General features: G+C 64.1%; 12 protein-coding genes. 6 read left to right on the top strand and 6 right to left on the bottom strand.

What is annotated here, in order from left to right:
- Window positions 1-2,895 carry an aminomethyl-transferring glycine dehydrogenase gene (gcvP, locus tag B8115_RS15230; protein ID WP_010628682.1) on the bottom strand — a complete coding sequence of 965 codons (2,895 nt, stop codon included), beginning with the start codon at window positions 2,893-2,895 and terminating at the stop codon, window positions 1-3.
- An 80-nt stretch (window positions 2,896-2,975) separates the two neighbouring features.
- Window positions 2,976-3,368 (bottom strand): glycine cleavage system protein GcvH, encoded by a 393-nt coding sequence (gene gcvH / locus B8115_RS15225; RefSeq protein WP_010628681.1) that lies wholly within the window; start codon window positions 3,366-3,368, stop codon window positions 2,976-2,978.
- A 486-nt stretch (window positions 3,369-3,854) separates the two neighbouring features.
- Here gcvH and B8115_RS15220 point away from each other — a divergent pair, with 486 nt between their 5' ends.
- Together B8115_RS15220 and gcvT are read left to right on the top strand one after the other, a co-directional pair.
- Window positions 3,855-5,261, top strand: coding sequence for a sodium:alanine symporter family protein (locus B8115_RS15220; RefSeq protein WP_010628680.1), 1,407 nt, complete (start codon window positions 3,855-3,857; stop codon window positions 5,259-5,261).
- 82 nt (window positions 5,262-5,343) lie between these two features.
- Complete coding sequence (gcvT, locus tag B8115_RS15215) at window positions 5,344-6,456, top strand: glycine cleavage system aminomethyltransferase GcvT (RefSeq protein ID WP_010628679.1); 1,113 nt, start codon at window positions 5,344-5,346, stop codon at window positions 6,454-6,456.
- A 160-nt stretch (window positions 6,457-6,616) separates the two neighbouring features.
- Here the strand turns inward: gcvT and B8115_RS15210 are convergent, their stop codons facing one another.
- From B8115_RS15210 to B8115_RS15195, 4 genes are all read right to left on the bottom strand, one after another.
- Window positions 6,617-8,728 carry a YjbH domain-containing protein gene (locus B8115_RS15210; RefSeq protein WP_010628678.1) on the bottom strand — a complete coding sequence of 704 codons (2,112 nt, stop codon included), beginning with the start codon at window positions 8,726-8,728 and terminating at the stop codon, window positions 6,617-6,619.
- On the bottom strand, window positions 8,725-9,585 hold the full coding sequence (locus tag B8115_RS15205) for a capsule biosynthesis GfcC family protein (RefSeq protein WP_010628677.1): 861 nt from the start codon (window positions 9,583-9,585) through the stop codon (window positions 8,725-8,727). The genes B8115_RS15210 and B8115_RS15205 overlap by 4 nt, the downstream gene beginning before the upstream one ends.
- Window positions 9,586-9,599: 14 nt before the next feature.
- On the bottom strand, window positions 9,600-10,253 hold the full coding sequence (locus B8115_RS15200) for a YjbF family lipoprotein (RefSeq protein WP_158409653.1): 654 nt from the start codon (window positions 10,251-10,253) through the stop codon (window positions 9,600-9,602).
- Between the two features lie 95 nt (window positions 10,254-10,348).
- A complete protein-coding gene (locus B8115_RS15195; protein WP_010628675.1) occupies window positions 10,349-10,669 on the bottom strand; it encodes a hypothetical protein in 321 nt (106 codons plus the stop codon).
- An 815-nt stretch (window positions 10,670-11,484) separates the two neighbouring features.
- Here B8115_RS15195 and B8115_RS15190 point away from each other — a divergent pair.
- The 4 genes from B8115_RS15190 to B8115_RS15175 all read left to right on the top strand — a co-directional run bounded on the left by B8115_RS15190 (window position 11,485) and on the right by B8115_RS15175 (window position 16,785).
- Window positions 11,485-12,594, top strand: coding sequence for a polysaccharide export protein (locus B8115_RS15190; RefSeq protein WP_010628674.1), 1,110 nt, complete (start codon window positions 11,485-11,487; stop codon window positions 12,592-12,594).
- 23 nt (window positions 12,595-12,617) lie between these two features.
- Complete coding sequence (locus B8115_RS15185; protein ID WP_010628673.1) at window positions 12,618-13,085, top strand: low molecular weight protein-tyrosine-phosphatase; 468 nt, start codon at window positions 12,618-12,620, stop codon at window positions 13,083-13,085.
- 52 nt (window positions 13,086-13,137) lie between these two features.
- Complete coding sequence (locus tag B8115_RS15180) at window positions 13,138-15,336, top strand: polysaccharide biosynthesis tyrosine autokinase (RefSeq protein WP_010628672.1); 2,199 nt, start codon at window positions 13,138-13,140, stop codon at window positions 15,334-15,336.
- 132 nt (window positions 15,337-15,468) lie between these two features.
- Window positions 15,469-16,785 (top strand): nucleotide sugar dehydrogenase, encoded by a 1,317-nt coding sequence (locus B8115_RS15175; RefSeq protein WP_010628671.1) that lies wholly within the window; start codon window positions 15,469-15,471, stop codon window positions 16,783-16,785.
- Window positions 16,786-16,787: the final 2 nt, after the last annotated feature.

Raw genomic sequence — 16,787 nt, 5'->3', positions numbered from 1 at the left:
TCAGTCGCGGTACTCGTCGATGCTGGGGCAGGAGCAGATCAGCTGACGGTCGCCGAAGACGTTGTCGACGCGGTTGACCGCCGGCCAGTACTTGGCCGCCTTGACCGCTTCCGAGGGGAAGGCGGCGACTTCGCGGGAGTAGGCGCGCTCCCAGGCCGGGTCCATGAGGTCGGCCATGGTGTGCGGTGCATTCACCAGCGGGTTGTCGTCGGCCGGCCACTCGCCGCGCTCGACCCGGGATATCTCCTCGCGAATGGCGATCATGGCATCGCAGAAGCGGTCGATCTCGTAGCGCGACTCCGACTCGGTGGGCTCCACCATCAGCGTGCCGGGCACCGGGAAGGACATGGTCGGCGCATGGAAGCCGTAGTCCATCAGGCGCTTGGCGATGTCTTCCTCGCTGATGCCCGAGGCGCTCTTGAGCGGGCGGATGTCGATGATGCACTCGTGGGCCACGGTGCCGTTGACGCCGCGATAGAGCACCGGATAGTGCGCCTCGAGGCGCCGGGCGATGTAGTTGGCGTTGAGGATGGCCAGCTCGGTCGCCTGGCGCAGGCCGCGTGCGCCCATCATCTTGATGTAGGCCCAGGAGATCGGCAGGATCGAGGCGCTGCCGAAGGCCGCGGCGGAAACGGCGCCGCAGTTCTCGTTCACGCCGGCAATGGGCGTGACCACATGGTTGGAGACGTAGGGCGCCAGATGCGCCTTGACGCCGATCGGGCCCATGCCGGGGCCGCCGCCCCCGTGGGGAATGCAGAAGGTCTTGTGCAGGTTGAGGTGGCTGACGTCGCCGCCGAAGTCGCCGGGGCGGGAGAGACCGACCTGAGCGTTCATGTTGGCGCCGTCGATGTAGACCTGGCCGCCATGGCGGTGAACGATGGCGCACGCTTCGCGAATGCCCTCCTCGAACACGCCGTGAGTCGAGGGGTAGGTGAGCATGATCGCCGACAGTGCTTCGCTATGCTTCTCGGCCTTGGCGCGCAGGTCGTCGAGGTCGATGTTGCCGTTGCTGTCGCACTCCACCACCACCACCTTCATCTGCGCCATGGCGGCGGAGGCGGGGTTGGTGCCGTGGGCGGAGCTGGGGATCAGGCAGACGTCGCGGTGCCCTTCGCCCTGGGCCGCCTGATAGCGACGAATGGCCACCAGGCCGGCGTATTCGCCCTGGGCGCCGGAGTTGGGCTGCATCGAGATGTGGTCGTAGCCGGTGATCTCGACCAGGAAGGCCGCCAGTTCGCCGATCATCTGCTTGTAGCCGACGGCCTGCTCCTGGGGCACGAAGGGGTGCAGCTGGCCGAACTCGGGCCAGGTGATCGGGATCATCTCGCTGGTGGCGTTGAGCTTCATGGTGCATGAGCCCAGCGGGATCATCGCATGAGTGAGCGAAAGGTCCTTGTTCTCCAGGCGCTTGAGGTAGCGCAGCATCTCGGTCTCGCTGCGGAAGCGCTTGAAGTTGGGGTGCGTCAGGAAGTCGGATTCGCGGCGGCTGGCGGCGGGAATCCCGCTGATGCCCTCGGCGGCGATGCGCTCGTCCAGTGCGGTGATCGACAGGCCGTGCTCCTCGTCCAGCAGCACGTCGAACAGCGCGTCGAGATCGTGAGCGGTGGTGGTCTCGTCGAGGCTGACGCCGATGTCGCCGTTATCGAAATAGCGCAGGTTGATCTCATGGGTCATGGCGCGACCGTGGATCTTGCCTGCATCGACCCCGGTCAGGCGCAGGGTGTCGAACCAGCTGTCATGCGCCAGACGCACGCCTTTCTCCTTCAGCCCGACTGCCAGGATGGTGGTCAGGCGATGGATGCGGGTGGCGATGGTGGTGAGACCCTCGGCGCCATGATAGACGGCGTAGAACCCGGCGATGTTGGCCAGCAGGGCCTGGGCGGTACAGATGTTGGAAGTGGCCTTCTCGCGGCGAATGTGCTGCTCGCGGGTCTGCATCGCCATGCGCAGGGCGGTGTTGCCGCGAGCATCGCGGGACACGCCGATGATGCGCCCGGGAATGGAGCGTTTGAGCGAATCGGTGGTGGCGAAGTAGGCGGCATGCGGGCCGCCGTAGCCCATCGGAACGCCGAAGCGCTGGGTGTTGCCCACCACGATGTCGGCGCCGAGCGCCCCTGGCTCCTTGAGCATCACCAGACTCATGATGTCGGCCGCCACGCAGGTCATCACGTTCCGCTCGCGGGCGGTGGCCAGCAGCGGGGCGAGATCGTGAACGCGTCCGCTTTCGCCCGGGTACTGCAGCAGGGCGCCGAACACGTCGTGCTCGGCCAGGCTCTCGGCTGGGCCGACGATCAGTTCGAAGCCGAAGTAGTAGGCGCGGGTGCGCACCACGTCGAGGGTTTGCGGCAGCACGTCGTCGGCGACGAAGAAGGCGTTGCTCTTCGACTTCTTGTTGGCCCGCTGACACAGCGCCATGGCTTCCGCGGCGGCTGTGGCCTCGTCGAGCAGCGAAGCGTTGGCCAGCTCCATGCCGGTGAGGTCCATCACCATCTGCTGGAAGTTGAGCAGGCCTTCCAGGCGGCCCTGGGCGATCTCGGGCTGATAGGGGGTGTAGGCGGTGTACCAGCCCGGGTTCTCCAGCACGTTGCGCTGAATCACGGCCGGCACGTGGGTGTTGTAATAGCCCTGGCCGATGTAGGTCTTGAACACCTTGTTCTGCCGCGCCAGGCGCTTTAGGTAGTCCAGCGCCTCGGCTTCGCTGCGCGGCGGGTCGAGGTCCAGCTCGCGGCCAAGGCGAATGTCTGCCGGTACCGTGCGCTCGATCAGCGTTTCGAGGCTCTCCATGTCGAGCGCCGCCAGCATGGCGGCAACATCTTCGGCTCCGGGGCCATTGTGGCGGCGGATGAAGGCGTCATGATCGGCCAGATCGGCCAGGCGGCGGTTGTCATAAACCATGGAAAAACCCGTGCATTGAAATGGAAGTGCAGGCGCTGGAAAACCCGGCCGCGGGGCCGGGAGGCATCGGTGCGTTGCTATCAGGCGTCGCTGTCGACCACGGCCTGGTAGCCCTCGGCGTCGAGCAGGGCTTCCACGGCTGCCGCATCCTCGACGCGAACCTTCATGATCCAGCCACCTTCATAGGGGGCTTCGTTGACGGTCTCGGGAGCGTCTTCGAGAGCCTCGTTGACTGCGACGACCTCACCGGCGAGCGGGGCATAAAGATCCGAAGCGGCCTTGACCGATTCGATCACGCCGAACTCTTCACCCTTTTCCAGAGTGCGCCCAACCTCGGGCAGTTCCACGAACACCACGTCGCCCAAGGCTTCCTGAGCATGATCGGTGATGCCGATGGTGACGGTGCCGTCGCCATTGTCCAGCACCCATTCGTGGCTGTCGTTGTAGCGCAGGTTGGCAGGAATAGAGCTCATGATGATTTTCCTATAAGAAAAAGGTTTTCTGGCTGGGTGAATGCTAACGCCATTGTCGGCATTTTGCGAGTCTCAAGATGCCGCTCGACGCCGCTGTCAGGGCATCGTGCATGGTTAGCGTGGCGCCTGCAGCCGTGAACGTCCAGTCCCGCCGTGACGATACGTGCATGCAGCCAGGCCGTGCCGCCGTTCGACAGCGGCGGCGTGGCTCACTACGCTATAGCTGGCGTTTGTCGAGTGGCGGCAATGGCAGTGAGGTCCACCGTAGTGGCGGAGCGTGTCCTATCGTTGTTTCCGATACGAAACAAGCGTTAATCTAGTATCCAGCAAGCGTTGACGGCCAGGCTGCAGCAACCATTTCGGCGAGCTGGTGCATTCCTGGCGATTTCCGCTATGGTACGCCGTCTCACTACAGGATCCTTCGGGGAAACGCCCTGAAGACGGTGGGATGCCTTATAACACTCCATACAACAGAGGGAAGCGTTCGTGGAAACATTGACAGCCATATTCGAGGCCATCAACGGCGTGGTCTGGGGACCGTTGATGCTGATACTGCTGCTGGGGGTGGGCCTCTACCTGCAGCTCGGATTGAAACTGATGCCCATCCGCAAGTTGGGCACCGGCTTCAAGCTGATGTGGCAGGGACGAGAGGCCAAGCCGGCACCGGGTGAGGTCAAGAAGGCGGAAGCCGAGGGGGAGATCTCGCCCTTCAACGCGCTGATGACGGCACTCTCCGCCACTATCGGCACCGGTAACATTGCCGGTGTGGCGACGGCCATTGCTCTTGGCGGCCCAGGCGCGGTGTTCTGGATGTGGATCACGGCGCTGGTAGGCATGGCGACCAAGTTTGCCGAAGCCGTGCTTGCCGTGCGCTATCGTGAGACCGATAGCACCGGCTACCACGTCGGCGGGCCGATGTTTTACATCAAGAACGGCCTAGGCAAGAAGTGGCTGTGGCTGGGTGGCGCCTTCGCCTTCTTCGGCGCAGTGGCGGCCTTCGGTATCGGCAACACCGTACAGTCCAACTCGGTTGCAGACGCTCTCGACTCCACCTTCGGTATTCCGCACTGGCTGACCGGCGTGGTCATCATGGTGCTGGCGGGTGCCGTGATTCTCGGTGGCATCAAGCGTATCGCCAAGGTGGCCGGCAAGCTGGTGCCGTTCATGGGTATCGCCTATGTCGCGGCCGGTCTGGTGGTGCTGGTGGTCAATGCCGGCCAACTGGGCGAAGCCTTCAGCATGATTTTCTATTACGCCTTCAACCCGCATGCGGCGGTGGGTGGTTTCGCCGGGGCGGCGGTGATGGCCGCCATTCGCTTCGGGGTGGCGCGCGGTATCTTTTCCAACGAGGCGGGCCTGGGCAGCGCGCCGATCGCCCACGCGGCGGCCAAGACCCGCAACCCGGTTCGGCAGGGCATGATTGCCATGCTCGGCACATTCATCGATACCATCATCGTCTGTACCATCACCGCGCTGGTGATCCTGACCTCCACGGTGTGGATCGAGGGTGAAGCGGGGGCTTCGCTGACGGCGCTCTCCTTCGATGCGGCACTGCCCGGCTGGGGCAATCAGATCGTCTCGCTGGCGCTGGCGGTGTTCGCCTTCACCACGATTCTGGGCTGGTCGTTCTACGGTGAGAAGTGCTTCCAGTTCCTGTTCGGCACCCGCTCGATCATGCTCTATCGCGTGCTGTTCGTGCTGGCCATCCCGCTGGGGGCCATGGCACAGCTCGGCTTCATCTGGCTCATGGCGGACACCTTCAACGCCCTGATGGCCATTCCCAACCTGATCGCTCTGGCCTTGTTGTCACCGGTGGTGTTCAAGGTCACCCGCGATTACTTCGACGGCAAGGAGGTGTTGCCGGGCGAGGATCTCGATCACGACAAGGCGTGATGGACCTGCGGTCGACGAGGCGCTGCCTGGCGCCTCGTTCCGCCTGGCCAGCCCTGTCATCCCAATGTCACGAGGAAACCTCATGAGCGATCTCAAGCGCACACCGTTGTACGACCTGCATCTCGAACTGGGCGGCAAGATGGTGCCCTTTGCCGGCTACGAGATGCCGGTGCAGTTTCCGCTCGGTGTGAAGAAGGAGCATGAGCACACTCGCAATGCCTGCGGGCTGTTCGATGTCTCCCATATGGGACAGCTTCTTCTGCATGGTCCCAGCCCAGCCGAGGCCCTGGAAACGCTGGTCTGTGCCGATATCGTCGGGCTGCCCCAGGGCATGCAGCGCTATGCGCTTTTCACCGCTCAGGCGGGCGGAATCCTGGATGATCTGATGGTGGCCAATCCGGGCGACCACCTCTACCTGGTGGTCAATGCCGCGTGCAAGGATCAGGACATTGCGCTGCTCGACATGGGGCTCGACGACGAGCACCGCGTCGAGGTACTCGATCGCGCATTGTTGGCCCTGCAGGGGCCCAAGGCGGCGGACGTCATGCGGCGTCACTGTCCGCAGGCCTGTGAGCAGGTGTTCATGCAGCACGGCCGTTTCGAGATGATGGGCGTGCCAGTGTGGATCAGCCGCAGCGGTTACACCGGTGAAGATGGCTTCGAGATTTCGATTCCCGCCGAGGAGGCGGAGGCCCTGGCTCGCAGGTTGCTGGCCGAGGATGAGGTCGAGGCGATCGGCCTGGGAGCACGCGATTCGCTGCGTCTCGAGGCTGGACTGTGTCTCTATGGCCATGACATCGACACCGAGACCACGCCCGTGGAAGCGGGGCTCATCTGGGCCATCGGCAAGCCGCGTCGTCATGGGGGGGAAAGGTCCGCCGGATTCCCGGGGGCGGATGTGATCCTGCACCAGGTTGATGCCAAGGATCATCGCCGCAAGCGTGTCGGGTTGCTGGGCGAAGGGCGCGCTCCGGTACGTGAGGGAGCCGAGCTTTACGGCGAGGACGGCCGTCATATCGGCAGGGTGACCTCGGGAGGCTTCGGCCCCAGCGTGGGCAGGCCGGTGGCCATGGGTTACGTCGACATCGAGTATGCCGAGATCGGTACCACCGTGCATGCCGAGGTGCGTGGTAAGCGCTTGCCGATGGTGGTGAGCAAGATGCCCTTCGTGGCACCGGGCTATCACCGCGGCTAACGCACTCATCCACATTTATACCGTTATCTTCACCAAGGCCACCGCAGCGGATGCGGTGGCCTTGCCGTTTCTGGGTCCAGGTCTCGAAGCCCAGGTCTCGAAGATTCGAAGATCGTTCGAGGCCCGGGCGCGGATAGGGTGAAGCCGCTGTCGTCTGAACTCAGCGCAGCAGCTCGGCATGCTCCTCCCAGTAGCGTCCCATGCTGCGCTCCTCGGTCAGGTCGAAGAGCGTCTGACGCCGCGCCAACTGGGCGCCGCCATCCCGCGTGAGCGGCCGCCAGGCGACCTGGGCCCGCTGACGGGTGGAGCGCACGAAGAAGGCGTCCAGCGGCATCGAGAGATAGATCCCCTTGTCGAAGCTGCCTTCGCCGAAGTCGCTGCCGGCATCGGTGAAGGTGGCCCAGCTGCCCAGGCGAATACCGGATTCGAACTCCCGGGAGACGTCGAAGGTGACGCCGAGATCGCCTGCCAGGTAGCGCCCGACGCTGACCTTTGCCAGCACGTCTTCGAAATCCGTCTGCCAGTATCCCGTGAGGTGACCGGTCCAGGTGCTGTAGTCGCGCATGCCGAAACGCTGGTCGAACTCACGCTGTTTTACCCAGTTCACGTCCAGGCCCAGGGCTACGTCGGAGTTGAACGGACGGTAGAGCAGTTCCCCCCCCGCGCCGGCGAACATGGTTTCGAGCAGGCCGCCATAGCCCATGGCGTACCAATCGTTGCCGAGCTGGGCGGTACGGGTGTACTGCAGGTTGGAGATGCCGATATCGGTCTCGGCCAGATAGTCGCCGATATGGGTCCTGACACGCGGCAGGTCCGAGGGGCCGATGTAGTGGTACCTGTCGAGATTGTCGTCCAGCGTGTAGGTCAGCGTGGCCGACAGCCAGTCGTTGCGCCCCAGCCGATATTCGCTGTCGAAGTTGGCCGAGAGGCGGTACAGGTAGCCGTCCGGGCCGCCGAAATTCTGTTCGAGCTGCGGTGCGAGGCTGTAGGAGAAGCCCTGCGAGGTGGTTTCATGCAGCAGCTCACCCTGGGGCGGTGCATGGCCGGCATGTGCATAGAGACCGTGCCGGTAGGCGACGGTTTCGGCGCTGGAGACGGCGGCGGCAGCCAGGGCGTGACGGTCGTGAACGCTCTCGCGCAGGGGCATGCCGCGCTCGTGCCAGCGGAAGCGCAGGGTGTCCACGTCGTCGCCGAGATGGTTGTGCAACAGGCGCCCGGCGCGGTACTCGCTTTCCGCGAGCGAAGGGTAGCGGGTGGGCTCGCCCTCGATGACGACACTATTGTCCGACTGGTAGATGCGGTAGACGCCGATACCGGCGTTGGCATCCAGCTCACTGCTGAGTCCGCTCCAATCGCCGGTGTTGGCTGCGGGTGGCTCGCCGATCTCCGCCGGGAGCGGGTCGCGCTTGAGCTGGGAAACCCCGGCAAGATTGGTGCTCACGCTGATGCCGAGCATGGCGGTGTTGCCGCGTTGCCAGCCGGCCTTGAGCTCGACGTTGTCGCTCAGTTGCAGACGGGCGCCCAGATTGACCCGCGTATCCTGCTCCTGATGATTGCGCTGGGGTTCGCGCTGGTAGTCGTTGCCTTCGACCTCGAGCTGCAGCACCAGTGGGCGCCAGGGCGTTTGATACTCGATGCCGCCGAACAGGGCGCTGCGGCCGCTGAACAGGCTGCCCAGGTTCACGCTGCCACCATCGCCGCCTGAAGTGAACCCGGAGCGACGCTCGAAGCGATCGTCGAGTCGGCTCAGGGGGTTGGTGAAATCCTCCTGGTTGCCGAGGTAGCCCCAGCCGATGCCGAGCGTGAAGTCGAAATCGTGCCAGCGCTTGCTGGCGACGAGGTACTCACCCGCGAACAGGCCGGTGCCGCCGATGTCGCGAGCGCCGACCGCAATCTGCGGCCAGTAACGATCCTCTTCGCGCAGACGCAGCTTGACGTCGACGCCCTTGTCCAGATTGTTGCGGTCGCCACGGGCGGCCAGGTAGCGGCGATTCTCCACCTCGACGTAGCGAAAGCCCGCTTCGAGCCACTCGGTGGGCTGGAAGAACAGGTTGTAACGGCGATAAGGCGCGGTACGCGACATCGAGAAGGCAAAGCCGCCCAAGGGAGCCATGCGGGCCGTCGGGGTCTGCATGATCCCCACGCCGCCGAAATCGCCTTGACCCGTGCCCAGACGTGGCTGGGTCGAGTCGGCGGCGGCGGGTATCGTCGTCGCCATGATGGCCAGAGCAAGAGAGGTAAGACGCAGCGGATGCGCAGTGGGGCGCTTCATTGGGCGGCGCCTCCCGCTGTGGTTTGCTGAGTTGTAGTTTGCTGAGTCGTAGTTTGCTGAGTCGTGATTCCCTCGGTCGCGGTTTGCTCCGCCGTGGTTTGCTCGTCGGCCGGCAGCGTGAGGGGGCTGCAGGCGTCGCTGGGCAGCCGCGTGGCCAGGTAGTCGGGCAGGGCGCGATTGACCCAGGTGGCCTCCTGTACGGGGTCGGGGAATATCAGCACCACTCGGCTACCGGCTGCCAAGGGCAGGTTGCCGGCGTTCCACGCCGCCACGCCAACCCGGCGGGGCGCTCCTTGAGGTGGGAGCACCCACGCTTCGTCTGCCGCGGACCAGTGGCCCCGGGAGCGCTCGCGCAGCAGTCCACGCAGATCCATGCCGGGTTGCCAGCGTTGGCGAGTGACGCCGCCGAAGTGCCAGAATTCGACCCAGTCGGGCAGGGCGCAGGTGCCTGCGGCGGCAAGTGAGTCCAGCGCGGGATCATGGCGCGGCGAGGCCAGCAGGGCAGCCAGATCGGCTCGAGCGAGTGTGCGACTGGGATGTGCCTGCAGCTCTTCGATGCGGGTTCGCCATTCGTGCAGTCCCCGCGAGAGTTCCGCATGGCCTGCCAGGGCATGCCAGTCGGCCAATGTGGTCAGTTCTTCCCCAAGCCGCAGGCCCTGATGCCGCTGTGCTTCGCGGTCGACGTGAAGCAGATAGTAGGCAAGAGCAGACGCCTCGGGCTGCGTCGGTTGCTCGAGCCACAGGCGTGAAAGTGTCGGCGTGTCGGCCTTGGCGGCCAGGGACAAGGTCAGTATCAGCAGCGTGCCCAGGCTGGTGCAGGACCGGCGCCTGGCGCGGGCGTGGTGACGTTGGGTCATGCTCGTTCTCTTCGTCACGGCGATGCATCGTCGTTGAGCAGGGTCATCTGCTCGGCTTCGCTCGCAGTATTCTCGGCATCGCTCCACCAGGGCCGTGCTACCTGCCACTGCAGCCGTTGACCCTTTGGCCAGAGCGTCATGTCACCCCCCCAGATCCACCGGGTTCCCGGCTGGCGCCAGAACACCCCGCGGCTACTCGTGTTGCTGCCCTGCCAGTCGAGTCGCTCCGTGCAGCGCTCGAGTGTGATTCGAGTCAGTGGCATCTCGACGGGCTCGGGCGGCTCGCAGTCGAGCGTTGCTTGCGCCACGTCCTGCCACTCCAGGCCGTGGCGGTCCTGCCAGTGAGCGTGCACCCGGTAGTGCTGCGGAGCATCGCCGGCGGATTGCCACCGCCCCAGCAGTACCTCCTCGAAGCCGGCCGTGCTGAGGGGCAAGCCGTCACGCAGATGCAGCGTGGCGTGGTCGCCCGCCTGCCAGTAGGTGTCCCGTCCGTGCTCACCGGTGCGGTGCGCCATTATCAGCAGCGCCCGATTGCCTTGCTGTTTCGCTACCAGCGACGCATAGGGCAGGGCTTCCGCGCGTTCCTCCAGGTCTCGGGCCGGCTGTTTGCCCAGCAGCGTCTCACCCAATGGCGAGAGCTGGCCTTGAGCGCAGGCCGTCAGGCTCATCAGCATGCCTGCCCAGCACGAGCATCGAAGCAGGACCGCCTGACGGCGGTCCTGGTTCGGCACACGAGAGTCTCGGTACCGTCTGTGTCGGCCCATCAGCGGGTCCCGGTAGCCGTTCCGGTTCCGGTACCTGTGCCGGCGGCAATCACCACGCCAATGCCGGCGGCACCGCGATTCACGGCGCCGGCAAGCGCCTGGCCGGAATTGCCCGGGGCTGCCCCGGCCGCTCCAAGGCCGGTAGCGAGCCCGCCGCCGGCTACGGCGGCCGGTGCAGGCGTGTTGGCCGAGTTGCCAGGTACCCCCTGGGTGCCTTGCGGCAATGTGGCCTGCTGCGCCAGCGCCAAAGGCGCAAGGGCGAGCAAGGCCACGCCCGCCAGGGCGGCGGCATGATGCCTGGCCATCTTCAGTGAGTGCATAGGGTTCTTCTCCTTTGTTGCGCCGGACTCTTCCGGCGGGGCGAATGGCCGGAGAGCGCACCCCGTCAATAAAAACGGGATGGACTGTCCGGCCTGCCTGCGAGAGCAGGCAATTCAACGGGCTTAATGGGAATTAGCCGGTGAGTCCTGGCTACGCTGGACGTTAAGGATATAGTGAGAAACAAATAACGCAATACCTTGGGTGGTTGAAGAAACCAAGCTTTATCATCCGTTGCCGATTATGTAACGCATGTAAAAAAATGTATAAAATGGCGTGTGGGTGATGACAAGTCAAAAAAACGAGGTATTCTAGCCTCACTTGAGTGGTGTCTTACATGGATGAGAAGACCCCACCCCCCTCATCCTGACTTCTCAAGTTGCCATTGTGTTGCGGTTCTGCGCCGCTGGATTTTTTTGCTTTAAAATCAGGAAATTGTAATGGCTTCGGAGATTGCCATTCGACTTCGTGGCGGTAGCGTGCCTGAGGATTCGTGATAAGGGCTCGGTATAGTTTGTTGTAAGTAAGTATGGCGCTGCTTTGTAGGATATTGACGACAACTCAAGATTTAGGCTGTCGCAAAAATTAGACATGTCGTGTCGTGGGAAGCCGTCATATGGAGAGGTTGTGGATGGGGGATTGTAAATATTTTGTTCAGCTTTGTGTCACTGAATGGAGACGCGGCGTGAATAAAATAAGAGACATATAGAGACCCATTAAAGAGACAGTTTTGAGTCAAATAAAAGTCAAATGGGCAGGGCGGGTTAACTGGGCCATGCGAGAACACTCAATGAAGCATTATTCCTTGCGAACGCGAATGAGCCGCGTGCTCTTGTCCTGTAGCGTGCTGCTCATGGGTGGCTGCGCCTTTGCCCCCGGTGGCCACATCGACTACCGCACGGACGCAGCGCCCATCGACGATCTGGTCGATATCGAGCCGATCACCTTCGGCCTGGTGCGCGCGCTGCGGCAGGAGCGTCAGCAAGTCGAAGATTTCGGCAGGGTCAGTGAGTCGCTGCAGCAGGACATCGATGGTTACGACTACTACATCGGCAAGGGCGATGTGCTCACCGTCATCGTCTATGGTCATCCGGAGCTGACCATCCCCGCCGGCGGGGAGCGCAGCGCCGCCGAGTCGGGCAACACCGTGCACAGCGACGGCACCATCTTCTATCCCTTCATCGGCCGGATCCCCGTGGAGGGGCGCACGGTGCGGGAGGTGCGCGACGTCATCGCCCGCGGCCTCGAGCCTTATGTGGCCATGCCGCAGGTCGAAGTCCAGGTGGCCCAGTACAACTCGCAGCGGGTCAATGTGACCGGTGCGGTAGCCGACCCCGGCCCGCTGCCGATCCGCAACGTGCCGCTGACCGTGCTCGATGCCATCAGTCAGTCCGGCGGTTTGTCGGACCACGCCAATTGGCATGACGTGCTGCTGACCCGGGACGGCGAAGAGATCCGCCTTTCGCTGCACGAGATGCTCAATCGCGGCCGGCTCGACCGGAACCTGCTGCTGCGGGCCGGCGATGTCTTGCACGTTCCCGACAACAGTGACCAGAAGGTCTACGTCATGGGCGAGGTGCGCGAGCCGCGGAGTCTGTCGATGGGAGCGAACCGGTTGACCTTGACCGAGGCGCTGTCAGAGGCCGGCGGTATCAACGAAGGCAATGCCAACGCCTCGGGCATCTTCGTCATCCGCCGGGCGCCGGAGGAGAGCGACAAGCTGGCCACGGTGTATCAGCTCGATGCCCGCAATGCCACGGCGCTGATGCTGGGCGCGGAGTTCGCTCTCGAGCCCACCGACGTGATTTACGTGACGACGACGCCGCTGGGACGTTGGAACCGCGTGGTGCGTCAGATCCTGCCCACCGTCAGCAGCATCTACCAGACCACCCGTACCGGACGTGAGCTGGAACGGATCGGCGAATAGGGCAGCAGAAAACAGGAGCAGTGATGTTTCAGGACCTTCTCGTGGTGTGTACCGGCAACATCTGTCGCAGTCCGGTGGGGGAGGCGCTGCTCGCCCAGGCATTGCCGGGGTATCGTGTCGCTTCCGCCGGATTGGGGGCGCTGGTCGGTCACCCGGCCGATGCTACCGCTGTGCGGCTGGCCGAGGCCGATGGGATCGATCTCTCCGCGCACCGCGCACGTCAGATCGATGCCGAGATGGTCAGGCAGGCCGACCTGATTCTGGTGATGAGCGAGGGACAGCGACTCGCCATCGCCGAGCGCTTTCCCTTTGCCACCGGCAAGACCATGCGCTTCGGGCGCTGGCTGCCCGGCATGGCGGGTGACGGGGATGACATCCCCGATCCTTACCGCAGGAACGAAGAGGTCTTCGAGCGCGTACATCGTCAGCTTACCGAGGCGGCTCGTTTGTGGCAGGCCCGCCTGGCTAGTCCGTCTAGACAGTCCGTTTAGACAGTCCCGTGAGGCTGACGCGAACGACCACCTTCACACCAGGGATTCCATGATGGTGAAAGAGAGCAAGACGGGCTCGCGCCCGGGCTATGACGATATCGATCTGGGTAGGCTGCTTGGCGTCCTGCTCGACAACAAGTGGCTGATCATGCTGGTGACGGCGCTGTTCGCCGTGGCCGCCGTGATCCACGTACAGCTGGCCACCCCGATCTATCGTGCCGATGCCCTCGTGCAGGTGGAGGGCAAGACCGGGCTCAGCAACCCGCTGGCCGAGGTGCGTTCTTTTCTCGGCGACGAGCCCAAGGCCGACGCCGAGCTCGAGATCCTGCGCTCGCGCATGGTGCTGGGTCAGGCTGTCGATCAGGAGCGACTCGACATTTCCGTGACACCCGCGCGCTTTCCGTTCGTCGGCGACTTTCTGGTGCGGCGCGGCATGGAGCGGCCCGGATTCTCCCGGCGCAGTGTGTGGGCCGGCGAATATCTCAACGTCGGTGAGCTGCGGGTCGATGATGAGTGGCTGGGGCGGGCGATGCGCCTGGTGGCAGGCGAAGGCGGCAGCTATCGCCTGTACCACGGCGACTCGCTGCTTGGCGAAGGCCGTGTCGGTGCGACGGAGCACTTCGCCGACGGTGCCGTCGAGCTGCGTGTTGCGGAGCTGGAGGCCGCCGAAGGGGCAGAGTTCACTGTGGTGCGACGTACCCGTCTAGCCGCCATCAACCAGCTGCGCGGTCGTTTCAGCGTCAACCAGCGCGGTCGTGACAGCGGCGTGTTCAACATGACGCTGCTGGACGAAGACCCCCGCCGTGCTCAGCGCACCCTGAGTGTGATCGGTCAGATCTATCTGACCCAGAACGTCGAGCGGCAGAGCGCCGAGGCCGAGCAGAGCCTGATCTTTCTCGAAGAGCAGGTGCCGGAGGTGCGTACCGACCTGGCGCGGGCCGAGGATGCCCTCAACGCCTTCCGCATGGAGCACGAGAGCGTCGATCTCAACATCGAGACGCGCTCGGTGTTGGACCGGGTGGTGGACCTCGATTCGCGACTCAGTGAGCTGGAAATGGAGCAGGCCGAGCTGAGTCGGCGCTACAACTCCTCGCACCCGCTGTATGCGGCGATGATGGAAAAGCGCAACAACCTGGAGCGTGACCGCGAGCGGCTCAACGAGCGCATTCATGCGCTGCCGGAAACCCAGCAGCAGATCCTGCGCATGTCGCGGGACGTGGAAGTCACCCAGCAGGTCTACGTGCAGCTGCTCAACAAGATCCAGGAGATGAGCATCACCAAGGCCAGCACGGTGGGCAACGTGCGCATTCTCGACGATGCCGTGGCGCAGCCGGGGCCGGTGGAGCCGCGTAAGCCGGTGACGGTGGTGATGATCACCTTGGTGGGCGGTTTCCTGGCGGTGGCCTTCGTCATCGTTCGCAGCATCCTCAATCGTGGCGTGGAGAGCGCCGACCAGTTGGAGGATCTGGGGCTGCCGGTGTACGCCACCGTGCCGCTGTCCGACGACCAGCAGAAGCTGGTGCGCAGGGTCAAGCGCAATCATCGGCGTCGTGGGCGCAGCGTGGCCTGTGGGGTGCTGGCACAGAATGCGCCCGACGACACCGCCGTCGAGGCCCTGCGTGGCCTGCGTACCTCGCTGCATTTCGCCATGCTCGAGGCCGCCGACAACCGGCTGATGATCACCGGGCCGAGCCCCAACATCGGCAAGAGCTTCATCAGCGTCAATCTGGGGGCGGTGATTGCCCAGGGCGGTCAGCGTGTGCTGGTGCTCGATGCCGACTTGCGCAAGGGCCATGTGCACACCGCTTTCAATGCCGACAGCAAGGGCGGGCTCTCCGAGGTGCTGGCCGCCAAGGCCGAGCTCGACGAGGTGATACGCCAGTCGCCGATCAACGGGCTGAGCTATGTGGCTCGCGGCAAGGCGCCTCCCAACCCCGCCGAGCTGTTGATGAGCGAGCGCTTCGGCCAGCTGCTCGATGCGTTGAGCGAGCGCTTCGATCTGGTGATCGTGGACACCCCGCCCGTTCTCGCCGTGACCGATGCCGCCATCATCGGCCACCGCTGTGGCACCAGCCTGATGGTGGCGCGCTTCGGCCTCAACCCGCCGCGCGAGGTCGATGTTGCCATCCGGCGCCTCGAGAGCAGCGGCGTAACGGTCAAGGGCGGGATTCTCAACGCCATCGAGCGCAAGGCCGCCACCAGCTACGGCTATGGCTACTACCACTACGCCTACAAGACCACCCAGACCTGAGCGCCGGCTGCGTGCGGGTCTCTGTCCGGGCCCGCGGCGGCGGGCCGTTCCTGGCGTAAGGCCGAGGTGTCGCGACGTTCGCGCGGCCGGCACGAGCGCCGATCACTACCACTCGAAAATCATGGAAGCGTCATGACCATTATCAAAGATCGTCTGATTGGCCGGCTCGAGAGCAAGGATGCCGTGATCGGGATCGTCGGGCTCGGCTATGTGGGGCTCCCCCTGATGTTGCGCTACAACGAGATCGGCTACCGAGTGCTGGGCATCGACATCGATGCAGGCAAGGTCGAGAAGCTCAACGCCGGGCGCAGCTACATCGAGCACATCTCCAGCGAGCGGATCGCCCAGGCCAGGGATACCGGCTTCGAAGCCACCGCGGACTTCTCCCGCGTGGCTGAGGCCGACGCCGTGATCCTGTGCGTTCCTACGCCGCTCAACAAGTATCGCGAGCCCGACATCAGCTTCGTGATCAACACCGTCGATGCGCTCAAGGCGCACTTGCGTGAAGGCCAGGTGATCTCGCTGGAGAGCACCACCTATCCCGGCACCACCGAAGAGGAGCTGCTGCCCCGCGTAGAAGAGGGTGAGCTCGAGGTCGGTGTATCGCTGTTCCTGGTCTATTCGCCGGAGCGCGAGGACCCGGGCAACCCCGACTTCGAGACCCGCACCATCCCCAAGGTAGTGGGCGGGCACACACCGGCCTGTCGTGAGGTGGGGGTGGCGCTCTATCGCCCCGCCATCGATCAGGTGGTGCCGCTGAGCTCAACCCGGGCCGCCGAGATGACCAAGCTGCTCGAGAACATTCATCGTGCGGTGAACATCGGCCTGGTCAACGAGATGAAGATCGTCGCCGACCGTATGGGCATCGACATCTTCGAAGTGGTGGATGCCGCCGCCACCAAGCCGTTCGGCTTCACCCCGTATTACCCCGGACCGGGGCTGGGTGGGCACTGCATTCCCATCGATCCCTTCTATTTGACCTGGAAGGCCCGGGAATACGGCCTGCACACCCGTTTCATCGAGCTGTCTGGCGAGATCAACCAGGCCATGCCCGACTACGTGGTGAACAAGCTGATCGAAGGGCTCAATCAGCGCGGCAAGGCGCTGAAGGGCAGTCGCGTACTGGTACTCGGCATTGCCTACAAGAAAAACGTCGACGACATGCGCGAGTCGCCGTCGGTATTCATCATGGAGCGCATCCGCGACCGAGGTGCTGAAGTGGCCTACAGCGACCCCCACGTGCCGTCCTTCCCGCCCATGCGTGAGCATCACTTCGATCTCGAGAGCGTACCGCTGTCGCCGGCTGCGCTGGCCGAGTACGACGCCGTGATCCTTGCCACCGACCATGATCGCTTCGACTACGACATGATCCGTGCCCATGCCCGTCTGATCGTCGACACCCGCGGGATCTACCGCGGCGAGAGCGATGAGCGGGTGATCAAGGCCTGATC

Source organism: Halomonas sp. KM-1 (assembly GCF_000246875.1).
Classification (GTDB): Bacteria; Pseudomonadota; Gammaproteobacteria; order Pseudomonadales; family Halomonadaceae; genus Halomonas; species Halomonas aerodenitrificans.
This window is presented reverse-complemented; position numbering and strand designations above follow the sequence as displayed.